The organism is Cellulomonas dongxiuzhuiae (genome assembly GCF_018623035.1).
GTDB lineage: Bacteria > Actinomycetota > Actinomycetes > Actinomycetales > Cellulomonadaceae > Cellulomonas > Cellulomonas dongxiuzhuiae.
This window is the reverse complement of sequence record NZ_CP076023.1, coordinates 2,687,463-2,702,037: the sequence shown is the minus strand read 5'-3', so window position 1 is coordinate 2,702,037 and position 14,575 is coordinate 2,687,463. Positions and strand designations below refer to the sequence as shown.

16 protein-coding genes are annotated in these 14,575 nt (G+C 75.1%); 10 read left to right on the top strand and 6 right to left on the bottom strand.

Translation table 11 applies throughout. The features are described from left to right. Positions 1-474: 474 nt before the first annotated feature. Positions 475-1,023 (bottom strand): hypothetical protein, encoded by a 549-nt coding sequence (locus tag KKR89_RS12095; protein WP_208195557.1) that lies wholly within the window; start codon positions 1,021-1,023, stop codon positions 475-477. 184 nt (positions 1,024-1,207) lie between these two features. On the opposite strand from KKR89_RS12095, the gene KKR89_RS12090 reads away from it, so the two are divergent. From KKR89_RS12090 to KKR89_RS12075, 4 genes are read left to right on the top strand one after another with little or no spacing between them, the layout of a single operon-like run. Then, positions 1,208-2,404 carry a zinc-dependent alcohol dehydrogenase gene (locus KKR89_RS12090; protein WP_208195556.1) on the top strand — a complete coding sequence of 399 codons (1,197 nt, stop codon included), beginning with the start codon at positions 1,208-1,210 and terminating at the stop codon, positions 2,402-2,404. Between the two features lie 28 nt (positions 2,405-2,432). Then, positions 2,433-3,467 (top strand): NAD-dependent epimerase/dehydratase family protein, encoded by a 1,035-nt coding sequence (locus KKR89_RS12085; RefSeq protein ID WP_208195555.1) that lies wholly within the window; start codon positions 2,433-2,435, stop codon positions 3,465-3,467. Between the two features lie 46 nt (positions 3,468-3,513). Then, positions 3,514-4,041: a DsbA family protein gene (locus KKR89_RS12080; RefSeq protein WP_208195554.1), complete on the top strand. Its 528-nt coding sequence runs from the start codon at positions 3,514-3,516 to the stop codon at positions 4,039-4,041. Positions 4,042-4,098: 57 nt separating this feature from the next. Next, complete coding sequence (locus KKR89_RS12075) at positions 4,099-4,947, top strand: SDR family NAD(P)-dependent oxidoreductase (RefSeq protein ID WP_208195553.1); 849 nt, start codon at positions 4,099-4,101, stop codon at positions 4,945-4,947. 48 nt (positions 4,948-4,995) lie between these two features. Here KKR89_RS12075 and nhaA read toward each other — a convergent pair whose 3' ends face one another. After that, the gene (nhaA, locus tag KKR89_RS12070) at positions 4,996-6,441 is read right to left on the bottom strand and encodes a Na+/H+ antiporter NhaA (RefSeq protein ID WP_251140875.1); all 1,446 of its coding nucleotides are present in this window, start codon (positions 6,439-6,441) and stop codon (positions 4,996-4,998) included. Positions 6,442-6,445: 4 nt separating this feature from the next. Continuing rightward, complete coding sequence (locus KKR89_RS12065) at positions 6,446-6,892, bottom strand: HIT family protein (protein WP_208195552.1); 447 nt, start codon at positions 6,890-6,892, stop codon at positions 6,446-6,448. A 162-nt stretch (positions 6,893-7,054) separates the two neighbouring features. On the opposite strand from KKR89_RS12065, the gene KKR89_RS12060 reads away from it, so the two are divergent. Continuing rightward, the gene (locus KKR89_RS12060) at positions 7,055-7,804 is read left to right on the top strand and encodes an alpha/beta hydrolase family protein (protein ID WP_208195551.1); all 750 of its coding nucleotides are present in this window, start codon (positions 7,055-7,057) and stop codon (positions 7,802-7,804) included. Between the two features lie 55 nt (positions 7,805-7,859). Here KKR89_RS12060 and KKR89_RS12055 read toward each other — a convergent pair whose 3' ends face one another. Beyond that, a complete protein-coding gene (locus KKR89_RS12055) occupies positions 7,860-8,423 on the bottom strand; it encodes an NYN domain-containing protein (RefSeq protein ID WP_208195550.1) in 564 nt (187 codons plus the stop codon). A 131-nt stretch (positions 8,424-8,554) separates the two neighbouring features. On the opposite strand from KKR89_RS12055, the gene KKR89_RS12050 reads away from it, so the two are divergent. Together KKR89_RS12050 and KKR89_RS12045 are read left to right on the top strand one after the other, a co-directional pair. Continuing rightward, positions 8,555-9,094 (top strand): MarR family winged helix-turn-helix transcriptional regulator, encoded by a 540-nt coding sequence (locus KKR89_RS12050; protein WP_208195549.1) that lies wholly within the window; start codon positions 8,555-8,557, stop codon positions 9,092-9,094. Positions 9,095-9,193: 99 nt separating this feature from the next. After that, the gene (locus tag KKR89_RS12045) at positions 9,194-9,718 is read left to right on the top strand and encodes a flavodoxin domain-containing protein (protein WP_208195548.1); all 525 of its coding nucleotides are present in this window, start codon (positions 9,194-9,196) and stop codon (positions 9,716-9,718) included. A 58-nt stretch (positions 9,719-9,776) separates the two neighbouring features. On the opposite strand, the gene KKR89_RS12040 is transcribed toward KKR89_RS12045, so the two are convergent. Then, positions 9,777-10,658, bottom strand: a complete 882-nt coding sequence (locus KKR89_RS12040) for a serine/threonine-protein kinase (protein WP_208195547.1) — start codon at positions 10,656-10,658, stop codon at positions 9,777-9,779. Between the two features lie 214 nt (positions 10,659-10,872). Here KKR89_RS12040 and KKR89_RS12035 point away from each other — a divergent pair, with 214 nt between their 5' ends. Genes KKR89_RS12035 through KKR89_RS12025 form a run of 3 tightly spaced genes read left to right on the top strand, consistent with a single transcriptional unit; the run spans position 10,873 to position 13,241 of the window. Beyond that, positions 10,873-12,045, top strand: coding sequence for a ferrochelatase (locus KKR89_RS12035; RefSeq protein WP_372438560.1), 1,173 nt, complete (start codon positions 10,873-10,875; stop codon positions 12,043-12,045). Between the two features lie 39 nt (positions 12,046-12,084). Further along, positions 12,085-12,801 carry a hydrogen peroxide-dependent heme synthase gene (gene hemQ, locus KKR89_RS12030; RefSeq protein WP_319941525.1) on the top strand — a complete coding sequence of 239 codons (717 nt, stop codon included), beginning with the start codon at positions 12,085-12,087 and terminating at the stop codon, positions 12,799-12,801. Between the two features lie 23 nt (positions 12,802-12,824). Next, positions 12,825-13,241 carry an META domain-containing protein gene (locus tag KKR89_RS12025; protein ID WP_208195545.1) on the top strand — a complete coding sequence of 139 codons (417 nt, stop codon included), beginning with the start codon at positions 12,825-12,827 and terminating at the stop codon, positions 13,239-13,241. 8 nt (positions 13,242-13,249) lie between these two features. On the opposite strand, the gene KKR89_RS12020 is transcribed toward KKR89_RS12025, so the two are convergent. Next, positions 13,250-14,551 (bottom strand): Glu/Leu/Phe/Val family dehydrogenase, encoded by a 1,302-nt coding sequence (locus KKR89_RS12020; RefSeq protein ID WP_243882239.1) that lies wholly within the window; start codon positions 14,549-14,551, stop codon positions 13,250-13,252. Between the last annotated feature and the right edge of the window lie 24 nt (positions 14,552-14,575).

The following is a 14,575-nucleotide window of genomic DNA, read 5'->3' as shown; positions in this document are numbered from 1 at the left end:
GCGGGAATACCCGACCACGCCCTCGAGCGCTGGGTGGTCGCGCCGGCGCTGGCCGTGCTGACGTTCTGGCTCCTGGCCCGCACGACCGGCCTCGACGCCACCACGAGCCGGATCCTCAGCTAGCCCGCCGACAACCGCAGAATCACTGGTGTCGGTGTAACGCAGTGAGTCCCAGCTAGAGCGCCGGAATGCGCGTGAGTCCCCGCTCGAGCGTCGCGACCTAGCTGGTCGGCAGGAGCCCCGGCGCCTGACGACGCGTAGTCGATGGCGAGCAGCGTCCTTACGGTTGCGGCCATTCGCACCTTCAGCCTGAAGGTCGGCACTGCCAATGCCTACTTTGACCGACCGGCCCCGTCGGCGCGCTCGTGGTCAGAGTACGACGCTCGGCTTCGATCAATCTGTCGTGCATCTCGACACGTGTCGATGGTCGTCTCCTCGCGGTGGCGGTGCCCCAGCATGCCGGACGTCATCGGGTCAGGACCCCGTGGTGGCGGTGCCGCTCGGCTCGACGGGCAGCGTCTGCCCGTCGACGAGCGCCTGCCCGGCCCGCGCCTTGGTCTCGGAGACGTCGACGCCCCACAGGGCGGCGAGCTGCTCGGCGTCCTCGTAGGTGTACCCGACGGACCAGAAGGCGTCGAGGGCGACGGACTGCGGGTCGGCGCCCGCCTCGGGGTAGGTGCCGGGCGTGATCGGCAGGGTCTGCCCGTCGGCGAGCAGCCGGCCCGCCTGGGACTTGGTCTCGATGATGTCGAGCTGCCACAGCTCCGAGAGGTGCTGCGCGTCGCCCCACGTGTAGCCGGCGTCCCAGAACGCCGTGTACTGCTCGGGCGTGTAGCCCTCGGGCATGCCCTGCCACTCGATGCCGACGCTCTGCAGGGCACCCGACAGGGTGCGGGACACGGCGGACCCGGGTGCGACGGCCATCGCTCCTCCCGCGCAGGCCACGGAGAGACCGGCGGCGACGGCGCCGACGGCGATGACCCGTCGGTGCCGGGCGGGGGTGCGGGCGGGAGTCGCGTTCATGGTGTTCCTCCTGGTTCGGGTGACCGCGTGCACCGTGGAAACGCGGCTCGCGGCGCGGATGTGGAGCCGTCGCGCGAACCCGTCCCGCCCGGGGGCGCGCGGGTCGGCCGTCTGCGGATGCGCGCCGGGCGGACGGGTGCCACGGTGGCGACGAACGAGCAACGAGCGACAGGACGGTGGACAGGTGCGGGCGCTGACGTGGCAGGGACGCGAGCAGGTGCGGGTCGAGGACGTGGCGGACCCGCGCGTCGAGGAACCGACGGACGCGGTCATCCGCGTGACGTCCACGGCCGTCTGCGGGTCCGACCTGCACCTGTACTCGGTGCTCGGTGCGTACCTCAAGCCCGGTGACGTGCTCGGTCACGAGGCGATGGGCGTGGTCGAGGAGGTCGGGGCGGAGGCGGGCACGCGCCTGCGCGTGGGGGACCGGGTCGTCGTCCCCTTCGGCATCGCCTGCGGCACCTGCCACATGTGCGCGCTGGGTCTGCAGAGCCAGTGCGAGACGACGCAGGTCCGCGGCGCGGGCAAGGGCGCCGCCCTGTTCGGCTACACCTCGCTCTACGGCAGCGTGCCGGGCGGGCAGGCGCAGTACCTGCGGGTGCCGCAGGCCCAGTACGGGCCGGTCGTGGTGCCGGACGACGGCCGGCCGGACGAGACGTACCTCTACCTGTCGGACGTGCTCCCCACCGCATGGCAGGCGGTCGCGTACGCCGACGTGCCGCCCGGCGGCACGGTCGCCGTGGTGGGCCTGGGCCCGATCGGCCAGATGGCCGCGCGCATCGCGCTGCACCGCGGCGCCGAGCGCGTCATCGGCATCGACCTCGTCGCGGAGCGGCTGCTCATGGCGTCGCGGCACGGCGTCGACGTCATCGACGCCGCCCGGACCGACGACGTCGTCGCCGCGGTGCGCGACCGCACGCACGGTCGCGGCGCGGACGCGGTCGTCGAGGCCGTCGGCATGGAGGCGCACGGCTCGCCGCTCGCGGCCGCCGGGCAGCGGGCCGCGGCGTTCCTGCCCGACACGCTCGCGCGGCCCCTCATCGAACGGGCCGCGGTGGACCGCATGGCGGCGCTGCACACGGCCATCGCCGTGGCGCGTCGCGGGGCGACCGTGTCGGTCGTCGGGGTGTACGGCGGCGCGCTGGACCCGATCCCGATGATGGACGTGTTCGACCGTCAGCTCACCCTGCGGTTCGGTCAGGCCAACGTGCGGCGCTGGTACGACGACCTGCTGCCCCTGGTCACCGACCCGTCCGACCCGCTGGCCGTCGCCGACCTGCGCACGCACCGCGTGTCCCTCGAGCAGGCGCCGCACGCGTACGACGTGTTCCAGCGCAAGGCGGACGGCTGCATCAAGGTCGTCCTGGACCCGACGTCGTGACGGGCGTGTCCCGTCCGAGGAGGTGCGCATGAGGGTCGTCGTGGTCGGCGCCAGCGGCAACGTGGGCACCGCGCTGCTGCGCCGGTTCGCGCAGGACAGCACGGTGACGTCGGTGGTCGGCGTGGCGCGCCGTGCGCCGCGCGTGCGCCCGCCGGCCCCTTACGACGTCGCGACGTGGGTGGCCTGCGACATCGGCGCCGACGCCCCCGACGAGCAGGTCACGGCCGCGCTCGCGGGCGTGTTCGCCGGCGCCGACGCCGTCGTGCACCTCGCCTGGGCGATCCAGCCCAGTCACGACCGGGCGCGGCTGCGCGCGACCAACGTCGTGGGCACGCAGCGCGTGGTGGAGGGCGCCGAGCGTGCCCGCGTGCCGCACCTGGTCGTCGCGTCGTCCGTGGGCGCGTACTCGCCGTCGCCCGGTGACGTCCCGCGCGACGAGACGTGGCCCACGGACGGCGTCCCGTCCTCGTCGTACAGCGTCGACAAGGCCGCCGTCGAGGCGCTCCTCGACCGGGCGGAGGCGCGCGGCGACCTCGTCATCGCACGGCTGCGCCCCGCGCTGGTGTTCCAGCACGACGCGGGCCAGGAGATCGCCCGGTACTTCCTCGGGCCGCTCGTGCCGCAGCGCGTCCTGGACGGCCGCGTCCCCGTGCTGCCCTGGCCCCACGGGCTGCGGCTGCAGGCCGTCGATGCCGACGACCTCGCCGACGCGTACCGCGAGGCCGTCGTCCGCCAGGTGCGCGGTGCGTTCAACCTCGCGGGCCCCGGGATCGTGCGGGGGCCGGACGTCGCGGCGCTGGTGTCCGGCGCGCGCCTGCGCGACGTGCCGGTCGGCCTCGCGCGCGCCGCCGTGTCCGTCGGGTGGCGTGCGCGCGCGGTGCCCGTGGGGCCGGGCTGGCTCGACATGGCGATGTCGGCACCCGTGCTCGACACGGCGCGCGCCGAACGCGAGCTCGACTGGCGTCCCCGCCGCTCGGGCGTCCAGGCACTGCACGAGGTCCTCACGGGCATCGCCGCAGGCGCGGGCACGGTGAGCCCGCCCCTGCGCCCGCGCGGGCGGTGACCGGCCCCCGCGTGCGGGTGCGCGCGTCGCGCGGCACGCTGGGCGCATGACGTCGCCCGACAGCACCGCCGCGGTGATCACCGACCCGGACCGCCACGTCCTGGGCGATCCCGACGCGCCCGTCACGATCGTCGAGTACGGCGACCTCGAGTGCCCGTACTGCCGCGACGCCGAGCCGGTGCTGCGGCAGCTCGTCGAGGAGTCCGACGGGCGCGTGCGCCTGGTCTGGCGGCACTTCCCGCTGTTCCAGGTACACCCGCACGCGCTCGCGGCGGCGCTCGCGGCCGAGGCTGCCGGTGCGCACGGGCAGTTCTGGCAGATGCAGCGGCTGCTGTTCGAGCACCAGGACGCCCTGACGGACGACGACCTCGCGAGGTACGCCCACGACCTGGGGCTCGACCCGGAGCAGATCGTCGGCGCGCCGGCGGACCGGTACGCCCGCGCGGTGCAGGCGGACTACGAGGGCGGTATCGAGCTCGACGTCCCGGGCACGCCGACGCTGCTCGTGGACCGCGTGCCGTACCGCGGTCGCATCGCGCTCGAGGAGCTGCGCAGCGTCGTCGACGCCGTGTGACCGGCGCCGCAGGAGCCGCGGCGCGCGCCGGGCCGGGCGCTGCGCCACGATGGGCTCGTGACCGCGACGACGCCCGACCTGCCCACGCGTCCCCCCGTCCCGCGCACGGCACTGGTCACCGGTGCCGGCCGGGGGATCGGCCGTGAGCTGGCCCTGGCGCTGGCGCGCGAGGGGTACGCGCTCGGGCTCGTGGCCCGCACGCGGGAACGCCTCGAGGAGGTCGCCGACGAGGCCCGCGCGCTCGGCGCGCCGGTGACCGTGGCGGCGGCCGACCTGGTCGACGCGACCGCGGTCGCGGACGCGGTCGGGCGCGTCGAGGCGGGCCTGGCGTCGCAGGGCGGGATCGGGCTGCTCGTCAACAACGCCGGCGTCATCGAGCACGCCGAGCTCCCGTTCGCGGCCGACGACGTCGAGGACGTCTGGCGCGTGGTCGAGACCAACGTGCGCGGCCCGCTGCTCGCGACCCACGCGGTCCTGCCGGGCATGCTGGCGCGCGGCGGCGGGCGGGTGCTCAACATGAACTCGGGCGCCGGGCACCGCGCCATGACCTCCTACACGGGCTACGCGATCAGCAAGGGTGCGCTCGCGCGTCTGACGACCCAGCTGCACCGCCAGTACGTCGGGGCGGGCATCCGGGTGCTGGACCTCGCACCCGGCGTCGTGGCGACCGACATGACGGCCGCCATGCCGGTGCACGCGCAGCGCACCGAGTGGACGTCGCCCGAGCAGGTGGCGGCCCTCGCCGTGGGGTTCGCGGCGGGGGATCTCGACGCGCTGTCGGGTCGGTTCGTGCGGGCGGGCGTCGACACGGTCGCCTCGTTGCGGGAGCACGCCGACGTGATCGTGGCGACGGACGCCCGCACGCTGCGGCTGTCGACCTGGGGTCCGGACGACCCGGCGGTGTGACGTCGCGGACCGCGGCGGCAGCGCGGGTGCCCGGCGGCGGGCCGGGCGTCAGTCGGTCGCGGCGGCGTCCGCGCGCGTGGCGTCCGCGCGCCACGGCAGCGGCGGCAGCGTCGGCGGCAGGTCCGGCGGCGTGCACAGCGGCAGCCGCTCGCCGAGCCAGCGCAGCAGCAGCGAGCCCGCGACGGCCGCGACGAGCGAGCCCGCGAGCACACCGATCTTCGCGCGCTCCAGGAGCACGGGGTCGTCGAACGCGAGCTGCGCGATGAACAGCGAGATCGTGAACCCGATGCCCGCCAGGACGGCTCCCCCCATGAGGTGACCCCAGCGCACCCGGCCGGGCAGGTCGCCCAGCCCCAGGCGCAGCGCGAGTGTCGCGGCACCCGCGACACCCACGGCGTTGCCGAGCACCAGCGCGACCGCCACGCCGACCGTCAGGCGCGACGAGAAGGCGTCCGCGAGCGTGGCGGGGTCGAGGCGTACGCCCGCGTTGGCGAGACCGAAGAGCGGGACCACCACGAACGCGCTCCACGGGTGCAGCGCGCGCTGCAGCCGGTCACCGGTCGGCACGGCCGCGCGGCCCGCGACCTCGGCGGCGTGCTCGCGGTCGGCGCCCCCTTCCGACAGGAACCGGCGCGCGTGCACCGCGACCGCCTGACGTCGTCGCTCATGGGGGAGCGACGTCGGCACGAGGAGGCCGACGAGGACGCCGGCGATCGTCGGGTGCACGCCCGACGCGAGCACCGCGACCCACAGGGCGAGCCCGACGGCGACGTACGGTGCCAGGCGCCACACGCCGCGGCGTCGCAGCACGACCAGGGCGACGACCAGGACGGCCGCCGCCGCGAGCGCCCGCAGGTCGACGTCGTCGGTGTAGAACACGGCCATCGCCGTGATCGCGCCGATGTCGTCGACGATCGCGAGGGTCAGGAGGAACAGCCGCAGCCGGTCGGGGCAGCGGGGACCGAACAGCGCCAGCACGCCCACGAGGAACGCGGTGTCCGTCGACATGACGACGCCCCACCCGTGCGCGGCGTCGGTGCCCGCGTTGAACGCGAGGTAGACGACGACAGGCACGAGCAGCCCACCGATCGCGCCGAACGCGGGCACGGCGACCGCGCGAGGGTCGCGCAGCTCGCCGCGCGTGAGCTCCCGGTTGATCTCGAGACCCACGACGGCGAAGAACACGGCCATCGCGAGGTCGTTGACCCAGTGCTGCAGGTCCATCTCGATGCCGGCGCCGCCGACGAAGACGCCCGCGGGTGCGTGCCACAGGGCGGTGTAGGTGTCGCGCCACGGGGAGTTGGCCCACACGAGCGCCGCGACCGTGGCGACGAGGAGCACGGCCGCGCTGCCGGCCTCGGTGGCGAGGAACCTGCGCAGCGCGGGTGCGACGCTGCGACCCTCACCGTGCCCACCGAGCACCCGGGTGCGCAGCGGGGGACGGGCGCTCGGCGCCGTCTCGACGGTGGGCGGCGTGCTCCCCGGGCCGGTCACGCGGTCAGAGGGCGGGGGAGGTGACGTCGGTGGGGACGTGGTCGCCGTGCCCGGCGGCGCGCAGCGCGTCGCGCAGGCGCTCGGCGGCGGCGTCGAGCTCGGCCGCGGGCACGTCGTGGCGCGCCTGGTCGAACGAGAGGCTCGACTCGTCCCACGCGGGCAGCACGTGCAGGTGCAGGTGCGGCACCTCGAAGCCGGCCACGAGGAGCGCGGCGCGCGGTGCGTCCCACGCGGCGCGCTGCGCGCGGCCGACGGCCTTGGCGACCTGCACGAGGTGGGCCAGCAGGTCGTCGGGCGCGTCGGTCAGCTGCTCGACCTCGTCGCGGGGCACGACGAGGGCGTGCCCGTCGGTGATGGGGGCGATCGTGAGGAGGACGACCGCGCGGTCGTCCGCCCAGACGAAGCGCCCGGGGATCTGGCCGTCGATGATGCGCGTGAACAGCGTCGGCATGGCCCACACGGTAGCGCGTCGTCACGCACAGGGTCTGTGAAACGTTTAGGGCCCGCCGTGCGTCTTGTCCCCGCGCCGACGACCGCCTAGGAATCGCATGTGCGTCTGCAACCCGTCACCGTGTCCCCCCGTCCCACGAGCGCGCACGTGAGGTCGGCCGTCGTGGCCGCTCTCGCGATCGGCCTGCTCGGCGCGTGCTCCGCCGGCACCGAGCCGCAGACCGGCGACCCCGCGCAGGCCACCGCGGCCGAGACCCCCACGATGCTCGCCAGCGCCCCCGTCGACCTGGCGGCCGCCGAGCCTCCCGAGTGCCTCTCCGAGGGCATCGCCTACGCGACCGTCGGGCAGGACGGGGGCGCCACCACGGTCGCCTGGGCCGGCGCGGGCGACCGCGGCGTCCTGTTCGCCCCGCAGGAGAACGGCGACGTCTGCCAGTGGTCCGCCGAGGTCGCGCGGCTCGCCGGCGCCGGGTACCTCGTCGCGACCTACGACTGGGGCGCGTCGGGCCAGGCGGGCTTCCAGGCGGCGCTGGACGTGCTGAAGGCCACCGGGGCCGACCGCGTGGCGTTCGTCGGCGCGTCCGCCGGCGGCACCCTGGCCGCCGGGCTGGCCGACGACCTCGCCGCCGTCGCCGTCGTCGCGCTGAGCCCGCCCGCCCAGTACGGCGACGTCGACGCGCGCGTCGAGGCCAACCAGTTCACCGGCCCGCTGCAGGTCTTCTCCTCGACCGACGACCCCCAGGTGCCGGCGGCCGACAGCGCGCTCGTCGTGCGCAACGACAAGACCTCCATCGTCACCGAGGTGTCCGGCACCGCCCACGGCATCGAGTTCATGGCGCCCGACGGCTACCACGCCGAGCACGTGCGCGGCACGATCGACACAGCGCTCAGCCAGGGCTTCGGCGAGGGCTGAGCCACCCGCGTCCGACGACGGCCGCACCCGGGTCCCCGGGGCGGCCGCCGTGGGCTCACAGGTAGCGCAGCGGGTCGAACTCCTCGAGGGGGATGATCCGCAGGCGGGGCAGCTGCACGTTGAAGGCGGCGACGTCGCTCTCGAGGTCGAACGTCTGCAGCCCACGAGCCGTCAGGCCCGCGAGCGACTGGCTCGTGAACTCGCGGAACGCGAGCAGCCCCACGCGGCGCCCCGCGTCCACCAGATCGGCGACCTCGGGGGCGAAGTCGCCGTCGTGGCTCGCGAGCAGGACGTCGCCCTCGCGGTCCGCGATCGCGTCGAGCGTGCGCTTGATGCCGATGTCGACGACCTTCTCGTACGACTCGCCCGACAGCGGGATCGGCACGAACCCGATCGCGGTCAGCGCCTGCACGAAGGACATCGGCAGCGAGCCGTTCGACGCGTTGAGGAAGAACAGCGCCTTGACCGGCTGGTCCCACGTCTGCTGCGCGAAGCTCAGCACCCGTTCCCAGCGGGGTCGCTGCTCGGGCGTCGGCCGTCCGCCGAGGATCGAGGAGCCGAGCGTGGCGTCGATGTTCTCGCCGTCGACCAGCAGGTACGTGGTGCCCGTCTCGCTCATCGTCCCAGCCTAGACGCGCACGGGCCGCGCGACGGCAGCGGGCGACGCGGTGTGGTGACATGATCTGTCCTCGTCCGGGCGAGGACCGGTGACGGGCACCACGTCGCCGTGGCGCGAGGAGGGACCGGGTGATGTCCGACGACGACCTGGGACCGGCGGCGCGCGCCGACCGTCCGCCGCGCGGCGACGTCGACGTCCGCGCGTCGGTGGCCGCGTGGGAGGCGCTGTTCCGCGCCCAGGTCACGCTCGTGCGACGGTTCGCGCGCCACGACGTGTGGGGCGGGACGAGCATGCGCGAGTACGACGTGCTCTACACCCTGTCGCTCGCCGAGGGCGGGGCGATGCGGCTGCGCGAGCTCGCCGGGTCGAGCCTGCTGACGCAGCCCAGCCTGTCGAGGCTCGTCGACCGGCTGGAGGCCGAGGGCCTGGTCCGGCGCGGACCCGTCGCGGGTGACCGGCGGGGCAAGGCGGTGCAGCTGACGGACGCCGGGCGGCGACGGCAGCGCGAGATCGGCCGGCGCCACGCCCGCTCCATCGCCGCCCTGGTCGGTGGGGCGCTCGACGCCGACGAGCTCGCGACGCTCGAGCGGCTGTGCGACCGGCTGCGCCTCGCGCAGGCCGACCTGCCCGACCCCGTCGGGCTCACGGGCGACGACCCGCCCGAGGTCTGAGGCCGCCACGGGGACCTCCGGCCCACGCCGTGCGGCTCCACCCCGGTGACGATAAGACCCGGAGGGCACGGCGCCCGACGACGACGGCGAGGAGGAACGATGCGCATCCTGCTGACGGTGGCGTCGCGCCACCAGGGCACGTGGGAGATCGGCGAGGTGATCGCGCGTCGCCTGCGCGACCGGGGTCACGAGGTCGACCTGCGCGCCCCCGAGGACGTCACGAGCGTCGCGGACTACGACGCGGTCGTGCTCGGGTCGGCGGTCTACACCGCGCACTGGCTGCCCGCCGCGCGCGACGTGGCGGAGCGCTGCGTCGACGGGCTGCGCGCCCGGCCGGTGTGGATGTTCTCGTCCGGGCTCGCCACGCAGCCGGCCAACTCCGCGAACTCGCCGCTCGAGGTGGCGGCGCTGCGCGAGCGGATCGGGGCCCGCGCCCACCGCAGCTTCCGCGGGCGTCTCGACCGCTCGCTGCTGTCCTTCACCGAGCGCGCGATCATCGCCGGCGGCCGTGCTCGCGAGGGCGACCACCGGGACATGGCGGCCGTCGCCGCCTGGGCCGACGAGATCGCCGACGCGCTCGGCACCGCACCCGTGCACCCTCCCGTGGCGTCGCGTCGCGGGTGAGCGTGCCGGCCCGAGCGGGCCGGGGAAGGGTCTCGGGCCGCGCGGCGGGGGCAGCGGGTCAGGAGACCCGCAGCGCCCGCTCCCGCTGGCGGCGCAGCCCGCGCAGCTCGGCGGCGGCGGCGACCATGGTCGGGCGCTGCGTCGGGTCGGTGCGGGTCATGGCGCGCAGCAGCGCGGCGAAGTCGCGGTCGAGGTCGTCGGCGATCTGCGGACCGTGCAGCAGGCGGGCCAGTGACGCCGTGAGCGGGTCGCCCGGGTACGCCCGGCGGCCCGTGAGGCACTCGAGCAGGACGAGACCGAGGGAGTACATGTCGCTCGCGGGTCCGGCCTGCTCTCCGAGCGCCTGCTCGGGGCTCTGGTAGCTGGCCGTCGCGCGGTCGTCCGTGCGGCTTGTGCGGGGTGCCGCGTCGGACGCGGCGATGCCGAAGTCCGCGAGCACGACGGGCAGGGTCGGGGCGTCGCGCCGGCCGGAGGCCGGGGTCGTGTCCGCCACCAGGACGTTCGACGGCTTGACGTCGCGGTGGACGACGCCGGCACGGTGCGCGTGGGCCAGGCCCTGCGCGAGCTGGTGCCCGATGTCCGCGGTCGTGGCCGCGTCGAGCGGACCGTCCGCGACGAGCTCGCGCAGCGTGCGACCCTCGACGAGCTCCATGACCAGGAACGCGACGGGGCCGGTCCCCGGCGTGACGTCCGCGCCGACGTCCAGCAGCGCCACCAGCGACGGGTGCGACAGCTCGGCGAGCACCCGCGCCTCCTGCGCGTACCGGCGCACCTGCGCGGGGTCGGCCCCTGCGAGGCGGAACAGCTTGATCGCGACGGGACGGTCCAGACGTGTGTCGACCGCCCGGTACACCTGTGCCGATCCGCCCTCGCCGAGCCGTTCGCCCAGGACGTAGCGGTGCGCCAGCTCGGGCGCGGCGTGCCGCCCGGCGCGCGTCACGGCTTGCTCATCGGTGGGGCTCCGATTCCTCACGGCTCGGCACGCGGACCGCGCGCCACGACGACGGTAGAGCCGTCCCCGGGAGGGCGCACGCGGAGCCCACCGAACGGGTGATGCGTCGACGTGCAGGAGGTGACAAACCGTCCCGACAACGTCACGTGCCGGGCGGCCGAACCCGCAGGGCGTCCCGCGGGCACGGTGGGATGATCGGAGGGTGCCTCTCGTGACGCCCCCCTCGACCGACCCGACGCCGGACGCCGGCACGGCGGGCCTGGCGCCGTACGACGCCGTCCTGCTGTTCTCCTTCGGCGGCCCGAACGGCCCGGACGACGTCCTGCCGTTCCTGCGCAACGTGACCGCGGGCAAGAACATCCCCGACGAGCGTCTGGCCGAGGTCGCGGAGCACTACCACCACTTCGGCGGGCGCAGCCCGATCAACGAGCAGAACCTCGCGCTGCGGGCCGCGCTGCAGGACGAGCTGGCGCGGCGTGGTCTCGACGTCCCCGTCGTGTGGGGCAACCGCAACTGGGAGCCCTACACGCGCGACGCGCTGGCCGAGGCCCGCGCCGCCGGTGCGCGCCGCATCGTCGCGCTCGTGACGTCGGCGTACTCGTCGTACTCCGGCTGCCGGCAGTACCGCGAGGACCTCTGGACGGCGCTGGACGCGGTGGCCGCCCCGGACAGGGAGCCGCTCGTCGTCGACAAGGCACGGTCGTACTTCAACCACCCGGGCTTCGTGCAGGCCAACGTGGACGCCGTCGTCGAGGCGTACGAGGCGACGGCCGCCGACGCCGCGTGGCCCCGCCTGGTCTTCGTGACGCACTCGATCCCGGACACGATGGAGGCCGCGTCGACCGTCGCCGGCGCGTCGTACCGCGAGCAGCACCTCGACGTCGCCCGCTCCGTCGCCGCAGCGGCCGGGCAGCGCCTCGGTCGCCCCGTCGAGTGGGACCTGGCCTTCTGCTCGCGCTCTGGCCCGCCCAGCCAGCCGTGGCTCGAGCCCGACGTCAACGACCACCTCGGCGCCCTCGCGGCGGCGGGCACGACGTCGGTCGTGCTGTCGCCGATCGGTTTCGTGTCCGACCACATGGAGGTCGCGTTCGACCTCGACACGGAGGCGCTGGCCACGGCGCACGAGCTGGGCATGACCGCCGTACGGGCCGACTCCGTGGGCGTGCGCGAGCCCTTCGTGCGCGGCCTGGTCGACCTGCTGCTCGAGCGCGCCGCGATCGCCCGGGCCGACGACGCCGGTGCGCCGCGGCCCGCCGAGGCGACGACGGGCGACCTGCCCGCGTTCCGCTCGGTCTGCGTCCCGGGGTGCTGCCGGATGCGCGAGGGCGTCGACTCGGGCCGCCCGGCCGCGTGCTCGGTCGACCCCTGGTCCTGACCCCACCCGACCTGCTGCCCACCCGATGACGGAGCCCCTGTGACCACGCACGTGACCGCCCACCCGACCGACCCCGACGCGCTCAACACGACCATCCGCTACACGATGTGGTCGGTGTTCGCCGTCGACGGCCCGCTGCCCGCCGACGCGGCGGAGCGTGCGGACGTCGTCGCCGACGCGCTGCGTGCCGTCGCGTCCGACCCGGGGCTCGTCGTGCGCGGCTGGTACGACGTCGCGGGGCTGCGCGCGGACGCCGACCTCATGGTCTGGTGGCACGCCGAGACCGTCGAGCAGGTCCAGGGCGCCTACCACCGGCTGCGCGCCAGCGCGCTCGGCGAGGTGCTGACGCCCGTCTGGTCGGTCGTCGGCCTGCACCGTCCCGCGGAGTTCAACCGGGCCCACGTCCCGGCCTTCCTCGCCGGGGAGCCCGCCGGCGACTACGTGTGCGTCTACCCGTTCGTGCGGTCGTACGAGTGGTACGTCCTGCCCGACGACGAGCGCCGGCAGATGCTCCACGAGCACGGCGCCGCCGCGCGTGACTACGCCGACGTGCGCGCCAACACGGTGTCGTCCTTCGCGCTGGGCGACTACGAGTGGGTGCTCGCCTTCGAGGCCCCCGAGCTGCACCGCATCGTCGACCTCATGCGCGACCTGCGTGCGACGCAGGCGCGTCGGCACGTGCGCGAGGAGGTCCCCTTCTACACGGGACCGCGCGTCGAGCTCGAGGAGTGGGCGCAGCTCCTGCCGCGCGCCTGAGACCGCAGGTGCCATGATCGACCATGCGCGACGACGGGCACGACCGACCGACCTCCGTCGACCCCCCGGGGGCCGGCCAGGACGCTCCGTGGCTGCACGGCACGTGGCGGGTCGTGCGCTGCGACGGGGCGCCGCTCGCCGACGGCATGCAGGGACCGCCGTGGCTCACCTTCGACGGTGACGGCATGGTGTTCGGCCACGCGGGCGTGAACCGCGTGCGCGGGACGTGGCGGCTCGATGGCACGGCGCTGACGTTCGGGCCGGTCGTCGCGACCCTCATGGCGGGTCCGCCGGGGGCGACGGCCACCGAGCGGACGGTCCTCGGTGTGCTGCAGGACGGTGGGCAGGTGACGTCCGAGCCCGACACCTTCACGCTGCGGACGCCCGGTGGACGGGTCCTCGAGCTCGTGCGCGCGCCTGACGTCCCTGCTCAGGAGTAGCGACCTGCTCAGGGGTACAGACCGCGGATCAGGTGCGCCTCCGCCACCCGGCGGACGCCGATCGTCATCGCGGCCTCCCGCAGCGTGACCGACTCGGCGCGCGCGAGCGCGGCGACCGCCGCGTGGCTCGCGAGCATGCGCTGCTCGAGCCGCTCGGCGATCTCGCCCTCGGTCCACCAGTAGGCCTGGTTGGCCTGCACCCACTCGAAGTAGCTGACCACGACCCCGCCGGCGTTCGCCAGGACGTCGGGCACCACCACGACGCCCCGTTCCGCGAGCACCCGGTCGCCCTCGCTCGTGGTGGGTCCGTTGGCGCCCTCCACCACCCATCGCGCCTTGACCTGCCGGGCCGTCTCGCCGTCCAGGACCCCCTCGACGGCGGCCGGCACCAGCAGATCGACGTCCAGTGCCAGGAGCTCCTGGTTGCTCAGCGGGTCGGCGTCCGCGAACCCGGTCACGGAGCCCGTGCTCGCGACGTGCTCGAGCAGCGCCGGCAGGTCGAGCCCGTCGTCCCGCCGCACGCCCCCGTGCTCGTCGCTGACCGCGACGACGCGGCTGCCGGCCTCGTGCAGCAGCCTGGCGGTGTGGGACCCGACCTTGCCGAACCCCTGCACGGCCGCACGGACCTCGGACAGCTCGACACCGTCGGCCCGCAGGGCCGCGCGCGCGGTGTGGACCACGCCCTGCGACGTGGCCGTCGGGCGTCCGAGCGACCCGCCGACCGCGAGCGGCTTGCCCGTGGTCACCGCCGGGATCGTGTACCCCCGGTTGACCGAGTACGTGTCCATGACCCAGGCCATGGTCTGCTCGTTCGTCCCGATGTCGGGCGCCATGATGTCCCGCTCGGGGCCGATCATGGGCATGATCTCGCTGGTGTAGCGGCGGGTGATGCGCTCGAGCTCGCCGGTCGAGTGGGCGTGCGGGTCGACCGTCACGCCGCCCTTGGCACCGCCGTAGGGGACGTCGACGACGGCGCACTTCCACGTCATCCACATCGCGAGCGCACGGACCTCGTCGATGTCGACGCCGAGCGCGTAGCGCAGACCGCCCTTGCCGGGTCCGCGCGAGATGTTGTGCTGCACGCGGTAGCCGGTGAAGACCTGGACCCGACCGTCGTCGCGCCGCAGCGGCACGGCGACGCGCAGCTCGCGGCGCGGGGTCGCGAGCACCTCGTGCAGGTCCTCGCCGTACCCCAGGATCTCGACCGCGCGCCTCAGCTGCGCCTGCGCGGTCGCCAGGGGGGCGGTGTCCGGGTCGGGGTGCGGGTGGACGGTCGCGCCGTCCGTGGTCGTGGTCGAGGGGTGGCCCATGCCTCACCCTGGCACGTCGACCAG

Excerpts from the sequence above, each read along its gene's own strand:
- KKR89_RS12095 (WP_208195557.1), bottom strand. The coding sequence starts at position 1,023 with ATGAACGCGACTCCCGCCCGCACCCCCGCCCGGCACCGACGGGTCATC.
- KKR89_RS12085 (WP_208195555.1), top strand. The coding sequence starts at position 2,433 with ATGAGGGTCGTCGTGGTCGGCGCCAGCGGCAACGTGGGCACCGCGCTG.
- KKR89_RS12080 (WP_208195554.1), top strand. The coding sequence starts at position 3,514 with ATGACGTCGCCCGACAGCACCGCCGCGGTGATCACCGACCCGGACCGC.
- KKR89_RS12065 (WP_208195552.1), bottom strand. The coding sequence starts at position 6,892 with ATGCCGACGCTGTTCACGCGCATCATCGACGGCCAGATCCCCGGGCGC.
- KKR89_RS12055 (WP_208195550.1), bottom strand. The coding sequence starts at position 8,423 with ATGAGCGAGACGGGCACCACGTACCTGCTGGTCGACGGCGAGAACATC.
- KKR89_RS12050 (WP_208195549.1), top strand. The coding sequence starts at position 8,555 with ATGTCCGACGACGACCTGGGACCGGCGGCGCGCGCCGACCGTCCGCCG.
- KKR89_RS12045 (WP_208195548.1), top strand. The coding sequence starts at position 9,194 with ATGCGCATCCTGCTGACGGTGGCGTCGCGCCACCAGGGCACGTGGGAG.
- KKR89_RS12025 (WP_208195545.1), top strand. The coding sequence starts at position 12,825 with ATGCGCGACGACGGGCACGACCGACCGACCTCCGTCGACCCCCCGGGG.
- KKR89_RS12020 (WP_243882239.1), bottom strand. The coding sequence starts at position 14,551 with ATGGGCCACCCCTCGACCACGACCACGGACGGCGCGACCGTCCACCCG.